This window comes from Dictyobacter sp. Z7_2, assembly GCF_057551105.1.
On the sequence record NZ_BAAJPE010000002.1, the window covers coordinates 129,879 to 149,458 of the forward strand.

The window sequence follows — 19,580 nt, forward strand, 5'->3', positions numbered from 1 at the left end:
ACAATGTGCTTATTCATTGTTCTCTCTGGAAATTAGAAGCTATTATACTAAAACCACTTCCAAAAGCATAGAGAAAAATGGGAGCCTATTCCATTATTGTCACCTATAAGAATTTCTGGGGATGTATTTGAAAGTACTGTAACTCCTCACACTGTCCTTTTAGCACCAGTGCACTTGCATACTCTTCTTCAGCAGGCAATGCATAAAGAGCCCAGTCCTCCACAGCTTGCGACTCGTCACGACAGGCAACAAGCTTAGCAGGTATATCAGGTTGCAACGTAACATCAAATGAATCCAGCGCGATAGAAAGCCCTTTACCTCGTGCTTTGATATAGGCTTCTTTCCGTGCCCAACCCGCATAAAAAGCTTGTGCCTTCTGTGTAGCGGGAACCGCCTGGAGTTGTGCAATCTCCATGGGTGAAAAATAATGCTGCGCTAATTGCTCATACTCGATATTAGAGCGCATATATTCAACATCTATACCCACAGCATCAATGAGCGTAAAAGCATAGACCACTGTGTTATGAGAATGAGCCAGATTGAAATACATTGGAACCTGTTGCTTATCTTGCACCAACGTAGGTTTACCATATTCATTATAGCTAAACGTGACATCTTGAGGATCGAGAGAGCAATATCTTCCCAGCAAAATCCGTAACAGACTCCGCGAAATAATCGAAGCCGCGCGATCTTTTTCAAAATAGAAACGACTGGCTCGCTCCTTCTCATCTCTACTTAAGACCGCTATCAAGCGAGGAATTTCTGATTGCCAGACATCAAATGAAGCTCTCCAAATGTGAACATCTCCGGGCGTGAGCAGAGGATGCTCTGACGCCTGCTGCCATATCGTCACAATGATCTCCATACCTGAACTACTATCTCAACAAAAAAGGAGGTATGAGCATCCATCCTCACAACCTCCAGATCTATAGCCAGAGTCAAGTACTCGCAATTAGGATAACTTTATATCCATTCGGCTACCAATAGATAGAACACAAGCGCCGTATCAAAACGCTTAAAAATACACCAATGCTTCCAACCAGGCTTCAGAATCCTGACCCAGTGCCTCTACCAACAACATCGTGACCTGATCGCTTAAAAACTCATTCTGATCAACACGATAAAGGGACAGAAAACGTGAAATGATCGAAACGTCATAGCGTGCCAGCAAATCCGCAGCGAACTGCTCAAGTAACAATTCATACGTAAGATACTCATCGGGGAGGGTATCTTCATACCAATCAAAGCCGCGTACAGTCACCGGCGTCTTACCATCGAGCTCAGGCTCAAATGCCTCTTCATCCTGTTCACGGATATCCTTGTTAACCACGCCCTGGACGCCGTTCAGTTGCTGGGACAACCATAAGGCAAGAAACTTAAATTGCCACTCATCGGCCCAAAGAGGAGTCACTTCGGGCCAGGGACGAGCATCCTCTTCCAGATAAGCGACTGTTAACTCATGATAAAGCATAAAAGCAAACTTTTCGGGAGTTGCTTCTCCAAAAATAGGATCAATCTCAAGTGGAACAACCAGCGTGGCAGGAGTTGTCACATCAGTCATATATGGATGAGGTGAATCGACCTCTTCCGACTCGCTATGAGGAACGAGCGACCAATCATCCATATTCACCAACAATACTTCAAAGTCTGGCATATCAATATTGAGAAGTTGTGAGAGCCGTGTCCCTGCATTATCAATCGTCTGTTGTACCCAGCGGGCAAGTGACTCTTCACCCGCTGGATAATAAACAGTTAATGACTCAGTCAGCGTCTCATAATGGTCATAAGGAAAGATCATAGGCACGATTTAGACTGTCCCTTCTTCTATGAGCTTTCGATCCGACTCAACAAGTATTGGATCAGAGTGGCCTTCACTCAACTCAGTCAGAGACTGTGCCCGAAGTTCATCAATATTTTTGTCGCGGCGGAAGCGATGATAAAAATCCTTATACAGCTGCCGCAAGCGCTTGGGATTAACCGTCTTGCCGCCCTCATAATATTCCAAAGCCACTTCTCCAATAGACCATGTAGCGGCACCAGCAATAGCTCCGGCCACAAAATCACCACCGAAAGGAACAGCTTTCGCCGCTTCTTGAGCCAGATACCGCAGGCCCAATCCCCCAGCAATCGTTGCAATCAGCTCGCGAGCATGTTTTTTTGCATCGGCGCTATCCATCTGCTCGCCATAGAGAGCGGCCAGACGTAACACCAACCGCAGTTGTGTTCCCAGAAGGATTGGAATATCGATGAAAGGAATCGGCTCTAAACCAGCAGCCAAACTGACCAGGGTAGAATTACGAATAATCCTTTGTGCAGCCATACGCCTATACGCAGGGAGTTCACGACCGATAGCCAGGGCGGCCTCAGGACTGGCTTCAATAATTACAGGTATAAGTTCTTCTGCAATATTTTCACCTGTCTTCGCTGACACAGGAATAACGCCAGGAGCCTCCAATAACACAGCCACTTCAGTTGCCAATTGATCTCCCGACTCGCCACCTTTCAGCTCATCAATCTTATTAACAACCACAACTGTTGGCTTATCAAAGCGTTTGATGACCTTATATAACTCGCGGTCGGAGGCTTGCAATCCCTTAGATGCATCAAGCAAAAAAACAATTACGCTTGCCTGATCCATACCACTTTCCATCACATCAGGCAGATGCCCAGGAGTATCTACCAATGTAAATGGGCCAAAGTCTGTGCGCACCAGCGTTCTCGTCGTGCCAGACTGTGGCGAAGCAGGAGACAACGTCTGTCCCTTCAATGTATTGAACAGCGTACTCTTACCTGTATTTGGTTGTCCAACAATCACCACAGTATTATTCAGCCCCTCAAGGACTTCCTGTTGCGCCGATTTCCAGTTAACTGCTTTCATCAAGCCTTGAACCATCGAAATGTTCGCTGGCAGATTACGCAGGGTATGAACACCTAAATCCCTAAAATTCTTTGGTTGATCACGCTTACGCAAAAGGCTCGCCGCCAGATCTCTGCGCAGTTTCTCCTGATCTCCATTGCTATTTGCAAGTGGTTTTTTCTCAGCCACGGTTAACATCCTTCCCTTTTATTCAGTAAACCTGGATATTTAGAAAATGCCTCTTTTTAAGAGTAGCATGCCGTATATACAAATTTGTTTTATGTGTTTTCAATATGTATGCGTTAACACTCTTCACAACAATAGTACGAGCATATATAAGGCCACGTTTCACAAACAAATATTTTCTCTATCACCAAACACACAAACATCAGATCAGAGTCTCTATCCTTAATTCTAGCATATAGCAGAGCTATCATCTCAACGATAAGCTAATTGGCACAGGATTAACGTGTCCCAGCCACAGACCTCCGCTCATGGACAACCTTCCTGATGATCTCCCCCAGTCATCAGAAATCAAACCGCAACGTTTTCTTAAGCAGAAGACAAATGTTCTTGACATCAATATGTATTTTCTGCCATAATCGTGAAGGGATATTTGCTAATCTAAGTATACGCTTTTCAATTCATCATTTTCTGTAGCAAAGGCATTATTATGCAAAATACACCTATCCGCAATGATTCAGCAGAGCGAGATTATGACGCTGGTTTCGTGCGCATCATGTGGTTAGCCGATCAGGCTCGTCTTCACGGTTGGCATTTAAGTGAGCGTCAACTCATCCATGAAATCCTTCAACGAGAGAGGGCGGCTCACATCCGCGAGAAAAGTTCTCTTCCAATGATCGGATCAGAGATACGTTCTGCCGCCTGGAACCATGGACAGGCAGATGCGCTACGCACCCTACTACGTTCTCAACGCGAGAGAAACGACTAATATTATAGTCAAACTGGCGATCTTATTCATTATTCCAAACAAAGCATTGCACTGGAATCCCTCTCATTGCACCTATCATCACGAGTGAGAATCCAGTGCAGATTATCGTTGTACGAGCGTTCTGTACGGCATAAGTAATATGAAAGCTTCATCCTACAGAGTAGATAGAGAGAGCAATAGACCAATGAATCTTGCAACACCTACATATACAGGCCCCCAACCTGGCTCACCAGAACAAGTAACTGCTATTATTAGTGAATTACGACGCCTCTATCCAGCTGCAACCTGCTCGCTCGATTTCACCAACCCGCTGGAATTATTAATTGCCACACAACTCGCCGCCCAATGTACTGATGAACGTGTCAACATGGTTACAGCCAAACTTTTCAAAAAGTACCCAAACGTCGAAGCCTTTGCAAACGCCGGCCTGGAAGATTTAGAGCAAGATATCCGCGCCACAGGATTCTATCATAACAAAGCCAAAAACATCCTGGCAACCAGCCAACGCATCATCTCCATCTATCACGGGAACGTCCCTCAAACAATGGACGAATTGCTCACACTCCCTGGAGTCGCGCGTAAAACGGCCAACGTCGTTTTAGGATACGCCTTCAATATTGTCGTAGGAGTCGTTGTTGACACTCATGTCGGACGCCTTGTACGTCGCTTTGGTTGGACAACCAGCACCGATCCAGTCAAAATCGAGCAAGAGCTTATGTTGATTGTCCCCCGAGCCGATTGGCTGGATTTATCTCATTTATTAATCTTCCATGGTAGAGCTATCTGCGATGCACGTAAGCCACTCTGTGAGCAATGCACCCTCACCCATCTATGCCCATCGGCATTCGCAGCCATCCCTCCACGTGCCACAACCAAAGGAAAGAAACAGTCAACCTTATAATCGATAATAGCGCCGAGCATTCTCGGTCCACAATTTCCGTTTTGCTGTCACCGATAGGCCAGAAGTTAAAGCATCCAGCGTCTCAATCCAGCGTTGATAGGTCGTCGCATTGAGCATCACAGGCCAATCGCTCCCAAAGAGCACACGATCCTCACCAAAGGCATCCAATACATACGAGATATAAGGGGTTAGATCCTCTGGCGACCAATGTGACAGATCAGCCTCAGTTGTCGCACCGCTCACTTTACAGACAACATTTGGGGATGCAGCCAGAGCAGTCATATCACGTCGCCAGGGATCTAGCACATGCCCTTTAATATCAGGTTTTCCAATGTGATCAAGAATAAAAGTGACATCAGGACAACGGCGTACCAACTCTGCCACACTTGCCAGTTGTCGATACGTCACCCCTAGATCAAAAGAAAGCCCATACTCAGCCAACATCTCAATACCACGGATAAAATTTGGTCGCAAGCAATATGCACTATCAGCTTCGGCTTGAAGCAGTCGTCGTACACCCTTGATACGAGGACTTATCTGCACCAATTCATCCAGATAAGCCCGCACCTGCTCGCCAAATTCAATTGGAGCATTAGCAACAATACCAAGCACAAAGTCATGCGCGTTTTTCTCTCCAACAGTTCCAGTAGCAGCATAGTCCTCCCGCCTTTGCTGAGCAGCCCATTTTGCCTCTAGCAAGACAATCTGTGGAGCAGCGTCAACCTCCACATAAACCATACCTTCAACCTGAATCTCCCGTGTTGCCTCCCTATATTCAGACAAAGTATAGCGCTTATTCAAGATCCCGGCATTATCCAGCCAGGGTAGGCGAAGATACGCAGGGTCCCACAAATGCACATGAGTATCTATAATTGGAAAATCTGGCATCATTACACATCCTTTCCGAAAACTCTCAAGCAAAGGTATCAGCACTATGAATTATGCATTCTTGGTCTATACTGGATCGCTTCCGCAACATGATTGGCTGCAATGATATCGCAGTCAGCAAGATCCGCAATAGTTCTCGACAACTTAAGGACACGGTGAAACGCACGTGCGGAGAGATGAAGCTGCTGCATAGCCGCCTTCAAGATCTTTTCGCCTCCAGCATCGACCACACAGAATTCATGAACTTGGGCAGGCCCCATTTCAGCATTACAGGTTAAGCTAGCCTGATGCAGACGTTGTAATTGACGTTCACGGGCTTTCTGAACGCGAGCTTGAATAGTAGCAGAGGACTCAACATGACGTTTATCCGCCAACTTTTCATAATCAACGCGAGGCACCTCGATATGAATATCAATCCGATCCAGCAAGGGACCACTGATCCGCTTCTGATAGCGTGCAATTGCCATCGCCGAACAGGTACATTCGCGCACAGGATCTCCATAAAAGCCGCAAGGACAAGGATTCATTGCGGCCACCAGCATAAAATTCGCTGGATACGTGATACTCCCTTGAGCGCGAGAGATATTCACCACTTTATCCTCAATTGGTTGCCGTAGCACCTCAAGCACATTATGTCCAAACTCGGGCAGTTCATCCAGAAAAAGAACCCCTCGATGTGCCAGGCTAATCTCTCCCGGGCGTGGAATACGTCCACCACCAACCAGACCCGCATGACTCACGGTATGATGAGGAGACCGAAATGGGCGCTGCCTAACTAGAGGAGTATCGGGAGAGAGCATACCACTCACACTATACACTTTCGTTACCTCTAAAGCCTCTTCAATCATCATGCTTGGTAAAATGGAGGGAATTGAGCGAGCCAACAATGTCTTGCCCGAGCCTGGAGAGCCACTCATTAAGACATTATGTCCACCGCTGGCAGCCACTTCAAGAGCACGCTTAACATGTTCCTGCCCACGTACAGATGCCATCTCTTGTCCATAGTGTACCGGCATGACATCCAACAATGTCGGATCATTTTCATATTGCTGAATAGACGCGTTACCATTCAAATGATCTATCAATTGCCCCAGTTTCTCAACAGGATAAACGTCAATACCTTGAACCAGCGTCGCTTCTAAAGCATCCACAGCAGGGACAAAGACCGCCTTAATATGCCTCTCACGAGCCAGAGCCACCATTGGTAAAATGCCATTTGTATGCCGTACACTTCCATCCAGAGATAACTCGCCAAAGAATAAAGCCTCATTTATCTGATTACTATCTGTGATCTGCCCAGAAGCCACCAAAATACCAAGGGCAATCGACAGATCATAGACAGGCCCCTCTTTCCGTAGATCAGCCGGAGCAAGATTCACTGTAATACGCTTATATGGAAAGCTACAATTGCTATTCTTAATCGCAGAGCGAACACGATCCTTCGCCTCATTCACTGCTGGATCAGGCAAACCTACAATCGCAAATGCCGCCAGACCATTCGCCAGATCCACTTCAACCTCGATGATAGCCCCATCTAAACCAAGTACTGCACAGCTACGCACCATTGCCAGCATATCGTATCATCCTTCCTCTTACAATTTTGTCACCTATCTGTATAATGCCCACAAAGCCTCATCATAGAGGAAATTCAAGAGGACCAATTTTCCCTACGCGACGAAGGCATCTTCGTATCTCCGATAGAGATGAGGAAGGCTTAGATGTCCCACCAACGTTGATGCCATGCTTTAGCTGCCAGCAGGGCCTGATGGGTCTCATCACTATAAATAGTCTGACTACGTGCCAACTCATTCGAAGTAGCATACAGATCAACGATGCCCAGATTTACTCCAACCAATGCCTCAATCGCAGCAGTAGTACAATAGGGAACGTATGGAGCGCTATATCCTCCTTCATGAAACAGTATCAGGCGCCCATCACAGACACGAGCCGCCAAATCAACCATCAAAGAGGCCAGAGTACGATAGCCATCCATAGTTACCATCATTTGTGCCAATGGATCAAGCCAGCATGCATCCTGCCCGGCCGACACGAGAATCAGTTGCGGGCGATAAAGCTGTCCAATAGGAAGAACTATTTGTTCAAACGCCTCACGATAACCGCGATCGCCTGTTCCTGGAGGTAACGGGATATTGACGGTATATCCAGTACCTTCAGCGCGCCCAACCTGATCAAGCTCTCCACCTAGAGCCGGAAACCAGTCCTTTTGATGAAGCGAGACAAACAACACGCCAGCATCCTGATAAAAGGCATCCTGCGTGCCATTACCGTGATGGACATCCCAATCCACAATCATAATCCGTTCCAGGCCAAATGCCCTCTTGGCATACTGCGCGGCCAGCACAACATTATTAAAGATACAAAAACCCATCGCTTGATTACGTGTAGCATGATGCCCGGGAGGACGCAAAAGTGCATAAGCATTTTGTACGTTCCCTTCCATGACCGACTGCACTGCATTCATAGCCCCACCGGCCGCATACAGAGCCGCATCAAAAGAGCCTGGCATAAGAATAGTATCTTCATCCATCTCGCCCCAGGGAGCTACCAGTGGCCCAGACAAGCCTTTCTCGGCACAAGCACGCACCCCCCTAATATATTCATATGTGTGATAGGCCATCAGTTCTTCTTCGGTAGCGGGACGAGCTGGTATTGAATGCATCTCAGCGGTTAGCCCGCTTCTATCCAGAAACTCTTTCGTCCGACGTATAATCGCTACCGATGATGGATGTGGCTCTGGTGATAATTCAAATGAACCATTATTCGTCTCGACTAGAGACTCCACGCCAGTATCGTGAGTCAGAAAACGTTCGTCATAGACTAACCCGGAACGATATATAGGCATAGTAAGCATCTCTCCTTATATACATATGAGAGCAAACAAACAGCATAAAGCACAGCAAAGCCCATTGAGTATACTCTATAATACACTATCAATACATATCGCTATCTACAAACTTTGCAGCAGCTACCAGCCTCTCAAAAAGCAGGTTATCACATCACCGTTCCACTCTTAACACACCTCCCTTCAGCAAAGACAGGTAGTAAATATGAATAATGTTTATACATGTTATACTCAAAAAATGCTCGGCACTTTGACTTAAAAAGCGTGGTAAGTGACAATAAACTCAAGATTATAGAGCACTCGACAATGATCATGTAAAGTAGTCCTAGATGTACTCTGTAGCGTGTACATGTCTCTTGAACTAGTGTATAATGCGAATGCGGGTGATACAGCGACCAAGATATCGATAAAGAGGTTCCATATTTTCCCAGATTACCATACCAAAATCGTCTTATTAGCGATATGAAGAGTTATCTCCTTGTTAAGTGTGTCGTGAATTACCACCGAGTTGAAATCTTCGTGGTTTTCCCGCTACTTTTGATAATTTCACTGATGATCCATATATATCTCTGATTGCTTGTGCAGATTTTCGTCTGACGGGAGTAGTGTTCGTTACCTCTTAGGCACACTGTGGGCGGGGAAGATGGCTGTTGATATTTATAAGTCCTCAGTCCCTAATAATATCAGTGCCCCGCGTTCATAGATCAAACAGGGATATTTTCGCTGGAGGAAGTAATGATAGAGACAGTCCCATCTGGTACGATATTACATGGACGGTATCGTGCTGATCGTGTTCTGGGTAGCGGTGGCTTTGGGCACGTCTATCTAGCATTTGATCTGATGACCAACCAACAATGCGCAGTCAAGGAATATTTAGTAACTGGTTCAAGCGGTCAGGAGCAACTAAAACATGAAGCCCGCGTGCTTAGCCAATTACACCATCCTAATCTGCCTGCATTTTTGGATACTTTTATGGAGCGGGGACGCTATTACGTGGTCCTCAGCTATATCGAGGGTAACGACTTAACTGATCTGGTACGGATGACACGACAGAGGAACGAGGTAATTCCTATTGCTCAATTGCTGAACTGGATCTTATCAATCTGTGACGGGGTCATGTTTATGCACAGCCAACGTCCGCCGGTCGTTCATCGAGATATCAAACCCGATAACATTCGCATCACTCCCAACGGCACAGCCGTCCTGGTAGATCTTGGCAACGCGAAGACAGTGGCCGCTGATGGAGCGCGGACTCTTTTCTTCATTCGACACCAGGGCACTCCTGGTTACGCACCACCTGAGCAATATCCTGGTGGCACAGGCACTGATGCTCGTTCGGACGTATACGCACTCGGCAGCACCCTTTATTTTGCATTGACCGCTACTGAGCCACCCAGTGTTTCTACACGTAATCAATCGATTCAGCAAGGCCAGCCAGACCTACCAACGCTACAGGATCATCTCGCCAACAACCCTCCTGAGGAGAGTCGAGAAGTCCACGAAGCGCGACAGTTTCGCCTGGGTGTATCAAAACCAGCCAAGCCTGCGCCACGCCATTCCAAACATATCGCCCAGCTTGGTACGGTGCCACCAGAGATACTCAACGCACTCAACCGCATCACGCAGAAGTCAATGGCGCTGCGTCCGAAGGAGCGCTATCAGTATGTAGCAGATTTTGCCAATGATCTCAAAAATGTGATCGCTGCATTTCCCAAGCCACCAGCAGCCACAAAATTGAAAGATCCCAATAGTACGCAGCCAGATCTGGCCGAGATCTATGATGCGCTACAGGCAGCAAAAGGGCAGGTCAACCAATCCAATCAGCCAAATACGCCGCCTCCATCATCACAACCCAATAGTGGAAACGCGACAATGGTTTGTCCACGCTGTCAAAATCCATTAGCTCCCAACGCCGCTTTCTGCCCGCGCTGCGGCACACCATTGAGACAACCAGGAAATATGATGAGCAACTCAGCTCCTCATGCCAGCGTCAATGTCGCCCAGGCAGACAAAACGATGATAGTTTCTCAGGAGCAACGCGGACAAGTTATTGGTACAACTGCCCAACGAGGGAGTAGTTTTCCGCCAACCATGCAAACCCCACAACCTGAACATCAGTATGCATCAAATCCTGCCATGCAGGCGCAGGCCATGATCATGCCGTCCTCACCGAATCAAGCATCATTTCCCATAGAAAACGGGATAACACCTTCCAGTCCTCCTCAGAATGCTCATCAAAGCAGCAGCAGTAGCAAGATGATTATTTTCGGTGTCATTGCGCTCCTGGTAATTATCATTATTATTGCGTTTATACTTCTCAGACACTGATAGGCAGAGGCGCGAATATCCTTCTCCTCTGCCCTGTCTTAAGCATCACCTTAACATTTCAAAAAGCACGAAACCACTGAGACTAATCCCACATCTCAGCAAATGAGTGACGTACACGACCCAACCAGGCAGGCAAAGAAGTTGCCCAAGCCAAACGTTCTAGCATCTCATCAATGACTGCGACCTCAGCCTCTTCATCTGTATAAAAGAGATCTTCAAGAGGTCCATTCAGCGTCGCAATCGGTGAAATGAGGGTCAATGCATCCACCAGCAAAGTAGCTTCTCCCTTGACAGGAGGGCACAATTCATTATACCCATGCAAGAAACTACGCACACGTTCTGGCTCAAAGCCTCTCTTAACAAGAGGTGGAGTTGCGGAGCCACCTGGCAACCAGGCCAGGCCACCAAAATAGAAGAGGGCGTAAGCAACTTCAAAGATACGCTTTTCCCAGCGTGCCGCTTCCAGGCCAGTAACAGCACTTACGCCGAACGGGCTAAAGCGCAAATTCAAAGCGTGGTAATCGCCGTGGATATGAAACGCTGGTAGAGCATGATGAGCACCGATTGACATCATCGCAGCAGGCAGAATAGCTTGCCATTGATCAGCCCACTCAGACAGAGCGGAGGAGACCGCCTGGAGGGCACCTTCATTCGCACGGCTACGTGCCAGATTAAGATATCCCTGCACTATACTACCAATTTGTGCTTCCGCAGGCCAGGCATGAGAAACTCCAGTATAGTGCTGCGATGCCTCATGAATACGACCCAACATAGAACCGGCCGATACCGTCCAGTCGAGGCTACGTGGATTAGATGTACTAAAAAACTCCCCACCAATCTGCTGCTGAATCTCAAAAAAATCCTCACCCAGCTTGAAAGTTGGCTCCCCCTGAGAGGTCCGCAGAAAAGAAGGCACAGGGATACCCGCCTGCTGCAAATATTGCTGAAAATCATAACGAAAATGGATATCTTCACCAATTGGGCCATCAGGTCGCTCTCTCAGCACATAATTCTGTCCCTTGATCTCGACCAACACACTTAAAAAGTTGCTATTCGATGTCTCTAATGGTCCCAAATTCTTCCACTCGGAAACGCCGAAAGCCTGCATAACCTCATTGAGATCAAGCAGGTTTTCGGCGTTGAAGCTATCCTCTGTCATATCGTTACCAATTCATCCATTTATTTCAGTGGCACAGAGATCTCAGCCCGTAGACATAGAGAGATTATATCAATCTCCTTTACACTTCTACGGGAAGGTCCTGACGCACACCCCATTCATTCCAGGAGCCATCGTAATTAGTCAGTTGAGGATATCCAAGCATGGCCAGGCTAAAGAGCACGCTGGTAGCAGCGACCCCACCATTACAATAAGCCACAACACGTTTATCTTGAGCAACGTGGGCATCAGTAAAGATACGCTGCAACTCTTCGCTCGAACGAAAAGTGCCATCAGACGGATCAATCAATTCCTCTCGGGGTAAGCTCAACGCTCCAGGAATATGGCCAGCACGACCATCGCCACGTACAACCGTACCATCATACTGTCCACTATCACGAGCATCAACGAGAGTCACATCTTGTTGACCGATAAGGGATAGAACCTCCTCTGCTGTAGCGCGCCACTGTGGCTGTCGCCTTGGCGTAAATATGGCAGGAGATAGAGATGCTAGCTTTCCATGCTCCAGAGGGCGTCCTTCGCGCTTCCATTTAGGCAATCCGCCATTGAGTACCACAACGCGCGTATGACCATAATACGTCAGTGCCCACCAGAGACGCGTTGCAAACTGTGAAGCGGGATGGGTATCATACGCCACGACCAGACTATCGTCACCAATGCCCACACGTTGCATAGCCTCCGCAAAACGCTCGGGAGAGGCTATCTGAGCCTCAACTGGATCATCATGATCCACGATATCCTGTGTCCAATCGACATAGACAGCCCCTGGAATATGCTCCTGCTCGTACTCAGTAGGAGCGCCTTCATACACGGCTACCTGCTCCCCACCTTTAGAAACTGTCCGCACGTAGCCACGCATATCAACGATGCGTAGCTCGGGATCATGCAAATGTTCCTCAAGCCACGCAGTCTCAACCAGAAATTGAGAACGACGATCCTGACTCATAATGCCTTTTTCTTCCTCTCTATGAAAACAAACCTGCTGCATCTGGATTATCAGTACTCACAAAGTGAGCAGGTGATCCCATCACAACCGACTGCTTTACACCAAGAATACGCATTGAGGCATTCGGAGTCTGTGTCGTGATATAGCGTTGCACCTGCAAACCCAGCGGACGCGCCAGGACAGTAGCAGCCATCGAAGCCAGAATCACATTATTCGCTGTACTATAGGGGCGTCGCATTTTCGCCACAGCAAACGACGAGAGACCAGTCAACACCCCGGCCACAGCGAGATTCGTGCCACAGCGTTCGTGAATAGCCAATTCTGGCTGTGTTGTGCGTAACAACTGCAACGCCTCTTCAGCCTTTGGGAGAATCGCCTCTGTGGGAAGATCACCAAACACAAAGAAACCTGCTGCAAACGAGATACCTGACAAGCGGGCTTCTGGATACTTTCGTGACAGCAGCACAATCGTAGCATGTTCAAGCGCGTGGTTCTGCTTTACCGCACCACCTAATAACATTTGTTGTGCCACCTGAACAACGGGATTAATGGAACTCATAGCAATTTTCCTTCCCTATACGCATGCAGCCACTCTTTATTTCATCAAAAAGAAGGCCACAGAAATCCATATCAGCCAGACAAGGACCGTATACGCATCATATCATGAGCCGCAAATCACGGACCATATGTTATATTAAATACGACTACCTCGTCTCCAAAGTTGATGACATCTCCATCATTGAGCACAACCGCCTGAAAAAGTCGTACATTATTGACACGGGTACCATTTGAACTTCCGACATCATCTACGTACCACAGCCCATCTGCAAACCAGAGCCGTGCATGGCGGCGTGACACTGACAGTCCTGAAATGATCAGATCATTCCCATTCGTGCGCCCTACCGTCGTTACATCCTGATGGAAGCGATAGGACCGCCCTTGCATAGCCCCACTTTGTATTGTCAGGCGTGCCAAAACGGGACGTCCATTCACCAGATAGGTATCTTTACTTGCGCGTGAATTTGAGAGCTCATCTCCGCAAATAGTACAATAGATGCTTGAACTTGAATTCACTGAACCACAGCGAAAGCACACTGCATTGGGAGATGCGGCTGCTGGTCCTACCGGTGACACAACTGATGACCCACCATAACTGGCCCCGGAGCCTGCTTGGCTGTAGTCGCCTTGATCAGAGACTATCGGTGAGACGCGATAGATACGAGGTAAAGAGAGATTAGAGGCTGCAAGTGCACTGGTCAATGCTTCAATTAAAGCATCCGCTGACTGATAGCGATCGCCAGCCTGCTTCGCAGTCATTTTTTGGACCACTTGTATGACTGGAGGCGGCACTCCTTCGGCGTTGAGATGGTCAACGGGTAGTGGTTCATTGAGGTGCTTGACAGTTATAGTTAGAGGGCTATCTGCAGAAAAAGGGACATGCCCGGTTAAGCAATGAAATAGCACAATCCCGAGAGAATATATATCACTTCTACGGTCTACTTTTTGACCCATCCCCTGCTCGGGAGACATATATTGGGGAGTTCCTATACCAGTACCGACGCGTGTTAAATTCGTTGATTGTTCCAGCAATTTAGCGATACCAAAATCTGATAACAAGAGATGTCGATCCTTGCGCACCAGCATATTAGCTGGCTTGACGTCGCGATGGATAATCCCATTACGATGAGCACAATCGAGCCCCTCCGCCGCCTGAATGGTAAAATTAATCGCCTCTGGCACAGGTAAAGCATGCTTAAGACGGTCCTTCAGCGTCCCACCATCCACATATTCCATCACAATGTAGGTGACATTATCTTGTTCGCCCTGCCCAAAATCATGAATCTGTACAATGTTTGGATGCGCGAGTTTCGCCACTGAACGGGCTTCCTGGACAAATCGTTTCACAAATATTGGATCACTAGCATGATAAGCAGGCAAGACTTTCACAGCAACATAGCGATCAAGGGTTGGCTGATATGCTTTGAACACCGTTGCCATACCACCGGTGCCAATTCGCTCAACAATGCGATATTGGCCCAACGATTTACCTATAAGTGAATTTATGTCTCCATTATTTCCTGCTTGTTGAGGATAGTTATTTCCTGGCTGCATTACCCCGAAGGCTCCCTCTGTTCCTGCCGTATGTGGTGATCTATGACAATACCTTCATATCCACTTCCAGCAATATAGCCCCACAATGGTGTGTTTATGATACTTCAGAACTTGCTGGCTTGCCGCTAAAATTAGAGGCAGGCCAGACAAGACAAGTAGTATTGCTGCGATAATCACATTGATTATACAGATATAAACGCAGTATGTCGAGAGAAACCGCACATAATCTTAGCCTTCAAGTAGCAGTGACTCAGGGTCTTCAATCAGCTCCTTGATCGTGACGAGAAAACGCACGGCCTCACTTCCATCTACTATGCGATGATCATAAGAGAGCGCCACGTACATCATGGGGCGAATAACTACCTCTCCATTCAGTGCAATTGGGCGCTGCTCTATCTTATGCAACCCAAGAATACCAACCTGAGGTGCATTCAAGATTGGAGTTGAGAGCATCGATCCAAAGACGCCTCCATTGGTGATAGTAAACGTCCCACCCTGTAAATCGGCCAGCGAGAGCGTATTAGAACGTGCTCGTTTCGCCAGCTCGGCGATCTCCCGTTCGATCTGCGCAAAGCCTTTACGATCGGCATCACGTACAACTGGCACGATCAATCCCTCGTCTGTAGAGACTGCGATGCTCATATCATAGTAATGCTTTAAGAGAATATCGTTCCCCTGGATCTCTGCATTCAAACGTGGATACGCTTTCAGCGCTCCGATCGCCGCCTTGGTAAAGAAAGACATAAAGCCCAGAGAGACATTATGACGCTCTTTAAAAGCATCCTTGCGGCGACGACGTACATCCATCACTGCACTCATATCAACCTCGTTAAAGGTCGTGAGCATAGCCGCTGTATGTTGCGCATCCACCAGACGCTGTGCGATGGTCTGACGACGACGTGACATGCGCACACGCTCTTCACGTCGATCAGCTCCCGCCACCTCAACCTGAGGTTTGGGTTGCGCCGTAGGGCGTGATGGCTGAGCCGCTTGTGTCACTGCGGTTGGAGCGGGGGTAGATCCCGCAGTATCCTGTACATTTTGTTCTAAATACGTGATAACATCATCCTTTGTCACTCGTCCATGTGGACTACTACCTCGCACTTGCGAGATGTCTACTTGATGCTCGGCCGCAATGCGACGTGCCAGCGGCGAAGGTGGGCGCTGCGTATCTGAAAGCTCTGCTCTCGTAGATTGTCCGGGCACACGATTTGCACTTTCAGCAGCGACAGAGGTTGCTTTAGCTCCATTTGTTGCAGCCACAGGACTCTCTGCGCTATCGCTAATTGAGCAGATCGCTTCGCCAACGGCAACGGTATCTCCCACCTGTTTCAAGATCTTTTGCAGCACACCATCCTGCTCAGCATTGACCTCAACATTCACCTTATCGGTCTCGAGTTCGGCCAGGGTTTCGCCGCGTGTAACGGCGTCCCCCTCTTTTTTTAACCAGGATGCTATTGTCGCATCAACAATAGATTCCCCAAGTTCAGGGACACGAATTTCAACGGACATAATTTCCTCCTGGTTGTTTCAGCGGTAAACTGGAGGCTTCAGCAATAATTTGCTCTTGTTCTGCTACATATAAATCCCAGAAGCCTGCCGCCGGGCTTGATCGCTCAGGACGCGAGATAACATTCACTGTCACATTCGAACCAACAATTCCGGACAAACGTGGGAACATATAGCTCCACGCCCCCATGTTTTTTGGTTCCTCCTGTACCCAGACCACCTCACGCGCGTTTGGATACTGAGCCAGTACTTTTTTAATCTCTTCACCTGGAAACGGATACAACATCTCAACTCTTACGAGAGCGATACCTTCATTTTGAGCACTGGCATTATGTGCCAATAAATCTATAGCTATTTTTCCGGTACATAGGACGACTCTTCTAACCTCGCCAGCTTTTTGGCGGGCCTTCTGATCATCGATAACCGGCTGGAAGCTCCCATAGACCAGATCATCTAACATTGAAGATGACTGTGCATTACGTAGCAATGCTTTGGGAGACATGATGATTAAGGGGCGTGGATAATTCTTAAGACTTTTCGCCTGCAAGCGCAGAAGATGATAATATTGAGCCGAGGTTGAACAATTAGCCACACGCCAGTTATCCTGGGCAGCCAGTTGTAAGTAACGCTCTAAACGAGCGCTTGAATGTTCCGGACCTTGTCCTTCATAACCATGAGGCAGCAACATAACAACGGATGAATCCTGCTTCCATTTCGCTCGGCCTGAAGCAATAAATTGGTCAATAATAACCTGAGCGACGTTAGAAAAGTCTCCAAATTGCGCTTCCCATACGACCAGCGTATCGGGAGCATGAACACTATAGCCATACTCAAAACCCAATGCGCCAACTTCACTCAAGGGACTGTTATAAATCGAGAATGAAGCCTGAGCGTCAACCAGGTGCTGTAAGGGAATATATGTTTCGTCACTGTCCACGCTATGTATGACAGCGTTACGATGACTGAACGTTCCTCGTTCGACATCCTGACCAGTAAGACGTATCGGTGTCCCTTCGGACAAAATGGAAGCAAAAGCTAAAGCTTCAGCCTGCCCCCAATCGATACCGCCCTCAGAGCCAAGCGTTGTGCCTCGACGCTGAAGAATACGTGCCAGTTTCGTGTTTGGAGTAAAACTCTTCGGCCACGTCAAAAGTTCCTGGTTATAAGCCTGTAGTTGCTCTCGAGAAACCTCCACAGGGTTTTCCAACGTTGGCTTCTGACGTTTACGCTTCTTATCAGAGAGATCTTGCACGGTATAGGCCCCACTATCGGCCTCTTTTTTTGCCTGTTCCAGCGTTGCCAGAGCCTCTTTTAAAAGCGTATCAGCCACGCCCGATTGGATTAATCCTTTTGACTCCAAAAACTGCGCATAAATTTCTCTTACAGTAGGATGAGTGCGAATAGTTTCATACATCTCTGGTTGCGTGAAAGCTGGTTCGTCACCCTCGTTATGCCCCCAACGACGATATCCAACCAGATCAATAAGCACATCTTTATGAAATTGATCGCGATACGAATGCGCAATACGCACAGCCGTCAGACAGGCATATGGGTCATCAGCATTTACATGGATGATCGGTATGCTAAAGCCTTTGGCCAGATCACTTGCGAAAGGAGTCGAGCGACTATCTTCTGGATCAGTGGTAAAACCCAGTTGGTTATTGGCAATGATATGAATTGTTCCACCTACCCAGTAGCCACGTAGATGCCACAAGTTGAGCGTTTCCGCCACCACACCTTCGCCAGGGAAGGCCGCATCTCCATGAATAAGAATAGGTAAAGTTTTATCCACATCTTGCAGAGGAGCCCCCGCCACCGTACGAATCTCTTGTGAAGCGCGTGTAATACCACCCACAACTGGATTGACAAATTCGAGGTGACTGGGATTGGGAGGTAATACAACTTTCAAGTCAACCGCTGCGCCCTGACCAAAGATGTTTTCCGCGCCCAAATGATACTTCACATCCCCGGTCCAGCCATACCCAAAACTATCGGTAAGGGGTACACCCTCTTCATGCTTCGCATGCGAGAACTCTGCGAGAATAGCTCCATATGGCTTACCGAGCACATGTGCCAGGACATTCAAGCGACCTCGATGCGCCATACCGATGACGACCTCTTTGGTCTCTGAATCCACTGCCCCTGCGATAATCTCGTCGAGCATTGGCACCAACATGTCGATGCCTTCAATCGAAAAGCGCTTTTGACCCACAAATACCTGATGCAGGTAGCGTTCAAACGATTCGACCTCTGTCAGACGTTTTAACAGCTTACGCACTTCTGACACATTAGGGTCTCGATGATAGAGATTTAATCCAACCGCATCGCGCAACCAGCGTCGCTCATTGGGGCTTTTGACTTGATCGAACTCGTAACTAATCGTGCCTGAATACATTTCTTTGAGTGCATGGATAGCCTCTAATGCATTCTCCGCACCTTCAGCTGAATGACCACCAATCGTCTTCGGAGATAGGTGAGCCAGATCCTCATTCGTTATATCATACGTCTCAGGCAACAATGCGGGATCACCTAACGGCGCGCTACCCAGAGGGTCCAGGTGTGCACCTAAATGCCCCTTCACTCGAATCGCATGAGCATAATTTGAAGCTGCCAGAATTTTCAAGACCTGCGTACGTGAATAAGCAGGCGTATCCTCATGAGTAACAGTAGTAACAGATGGTGTCGGTTGACTCTGTGCGGGCTGTAACTCTTCTAAATCCTCGGGTGTCCAGGATTCAAAGATGGCACGAGTGGCAGCATCCACCGACTCCGGGTCTTGCTGATAGCGTTCGTAAAGGTCCAGGACGTAACCAGCATTCGGTCCATAGAATCTTCTTAGATTTTGCATACTATTCCTTAGGTTACATTGCTTAAGTTAGTATAACTTACGGAATACGAAATTGATGAAGGGGCGTCAATGCTCGCTTCCTTCATCGACCTATTGTATTCTAACACCTACTATGGTATCATAGCTTTACCATACTCCAAAATATTCACGGTACTATAGACTACAAGAACCAGTACAAATCGCACTTCACTCTGTTCAG

The 19,580-nt window shown here is 47.7% G+C and carries 15 protein-coding genes; 3 read left to right on the forward strand and 12 right to left on the reverse strand.

Annotated elements, in window-relative coordinates; translation table 11 throughout:
* Nucleotides 1-103 precede the first annotated feature (103 nt).
* From AC27N8_RS14155 to AC27N8_RS14165, 3 genes are all read right to left on the reverse strand, one after another.
* Nucleotides 104-853 (reverse strand): 4'-phosphopantetheinyl transferase family protein, encoded by a 750-nt coding sequence (locus AC27N8_RS14155; protein WP_487068026.1) that lies wholly within the window; start codon nucleotides 851-853, stop codon nucleotides 104-106.
* Nucleotides 854-1,015: 162 nt separating this feature from the next.
* The gene (locus AC27N8_RS14160; protein ID WP_487068027.1) at nucleotides 1,016-1,804 is read right to left on the reverse strand and encodes a hypothetical protein; all 789 of its coding nucleotides are present in this window, start codon (nucleotides 1,802-1,804) and stop codon (nucleotides 1,016-1,018) included.
* A 3-nt stretch (nucleotides 1,805-1,807) separates the two neighbouring features.
* On the reverse strand, nucleotides 1,808-3,046 hold the full coding sequence (locus AC27N8_RS14165; RefSeq protein WP_487068028.1) for a GTP-binding protein: 1,239 nt from the start codon (nucleotides 3,044-3,046) through the stop codon (nucleotides 1,808-1,810).
* A gap of 484 nt (nucleotides 3,047-3,530) precedes the next feature.
* Here AC27N8_RS14165 and AC27N8_RS14170 point away from each other — a divergent pair, with 484 nt between their 5' ends.
* Together AC27N8_RS14170 and nth are read left to right on the forward strand one after the other, a co-directional pair.
* A complete protein-coding gene (locus tag AC27N8_RS14170; protein ID WP_487068029.1) occupies nucleotides 3,531-3,809 on the forward strand; it encodes a hypothetical protein in 279 nt (92 codons plus the stop codon).
* A gap of 184 nt (nucleotides 3,810-3,993) precedes the next feature.
* Nucleotides 3,994-4,710, forward strand: coding sequence for an endonuclease III (nth, locus tag AC27N8_RS14175; protein ID WP_487068030.1), 717 nt, complete (start codon nucleotides 3,994-3,996; stop codon nucleotides 4,708-4,710).
* On the opposite strand, the gene AC27N8_RS14180 is transcribed toward nth, so the two are convergent.
* The 3 genes from AC27N8_RS14180 to AC27N8_RS14190 form a co-directional block, all read right to left on the reverse strand.
* Nucleotides 4,705-5,601, reverse strand: coding sequence for an amidohydrolase family protein (locus AC27N8_RS14180; RefSeq protein ID WP_487068031.1), 897 nt, complete (start codon nucleotides 5,599-5,601; stop codon nucleotides 4,705-4,707). The two genes, nth and AC27N8_RS14180, sit on opposite strands and share 6 nt — an antisense overlap.
* A gap of 41 nt (nucleotides 5,602-5,642) precedes the next feature.
* Entirely contained in the window at nucleotides 5,643-7,172 is a 1,530-nt protein-coding gene (locus AC27N8_RS14185) for a YifB family Mg chelatase-like AAA ATPase (RefSeq protein ID WP_487068032.1), read from the reverse strand.
* A gap of 140 nt (nucleotides 7,173-7,312) precedes the next feature.
* Nucleotides 7,313-8,461, reverse strand: a complete 1,149-nt coding sequence (locus AC27N8_RS14190; RefSeq protein ID WP_487068033.1) for a class II histone deacetylase — start codon at nucleotides 8,459-8,461, stop codon at nucleotides 7,313-7,315.
* Between the two features lie 735 nt (nucleotides 8,462-9,196).
* Here AC27N8_RS14190 and AC27N8_RS14195 point away from each other — a divergent pair.
* Complete coding sequence (locus AC27N8_RS14195; RefSeq protein ID WP_487068034.1) at nucleotides 9,197-10,789, forward strand: protein kinase domain-containing protein; 1,593 nt, start codon at nucleotides 9,197-9,199, stop codon at nucleotides 10,787-10,789.
* Nucleotides 10,790-10,871: 82 nt separating this feature from the next.
* On the opposite strand, the gene AC27N8_RS14200 is transcribed toward AC27N8_RS14195, so the two are convergent.
* From AC27N8_RS14200 to AC27N8_RS14225, 6 genes are all read right to left on the reverse strand, one after another.
* The gene (locus AC27N8_RS14200) at nucleotides 10,872-11,948 is read right to left on the reverse strand and encodes a phosphotransferase enzyme family protein (protein WP_487068035.1); all 1,077 of its coding nucleotides are present in this window, start codon (nucleotides 11,946-11,948) and stop codon (nucleotides 10,872-10,874) included.
* A 79-nt stretch (nucleotides 11,949-12,027) separates the two neighbouring features.
* Entirely contained in the window at nucleotides 12,028-12,912 is an 885-nt protein-coding gene (locus AC27N8_RS14205; RefSeq protein WP_487068036.1) for a sulfurtransferase, read from the reverse strand.
* Between the two features lie 19 nt (nucleotides 12,913-12,931).
* Nucleotides 12,932-13,471 carry a DUF6391 domain-containing protein gene (locus tag AC27N8_RS14210; protein WP_487068037.1) on the reverse strand — a complete coding sequence of 180 codons (540 nt, stop codon included), beginning with the start codon at nucleotides 13,469-13,471 and terminating at the stop codon, nucleotides 12,932-12,934.
* A gap of 116 nt (nucleotides 13,472-13,587) precedes the next feature.
* On the reverse strand, nucleotides 13,588-15,024 hold the full coding sequence (locus AC27N8_RS14215; RefSeq protein WP_487068038.1) for a protein kinase domain-containing protein: 1,437 nt from the start codon (nucleotides 15,022-15,024) through the stop codon (nucleotides 13,588-13,590).
* 228 nt (nucleotides 15,025-15,252) lie between these two features.
* Nucleotides 15,253-16,536 carry a 2-oxoglutarate dehydrogenase complex dihydrolipoyllysine-residue succinyltransferase gene (gene odhB / locus AC27N8_RS14220; protein WP_487068039.1) on the reverse strand — a complete coding sequence of 428 codons (1,284 nt, stop codon included), beginning with the start codon at nucleotides 16,534-16,536 and terminating at the stop codon, nucleotides 15,253-15,255.
* Nucleotides 16,526-19,381 (reverse strand): 2-oxoglutarate dehydrogenase E1 component, encoded by a 2,856-nt coding sequence (locus AC27N8_RS14225; protein ID WP_487068040.1) that lies wholly within the window; start codon nucleotides 19,379-19,381, stop codon nucleotides 16,526-16,528. The genes odhB and AC27N8_RS14225 overlap by 11 nt, the downstream gene beginning before the upstream one ends.
* Nucleotides 19,382-19,580: the final 199 nt, after the last annotated feature.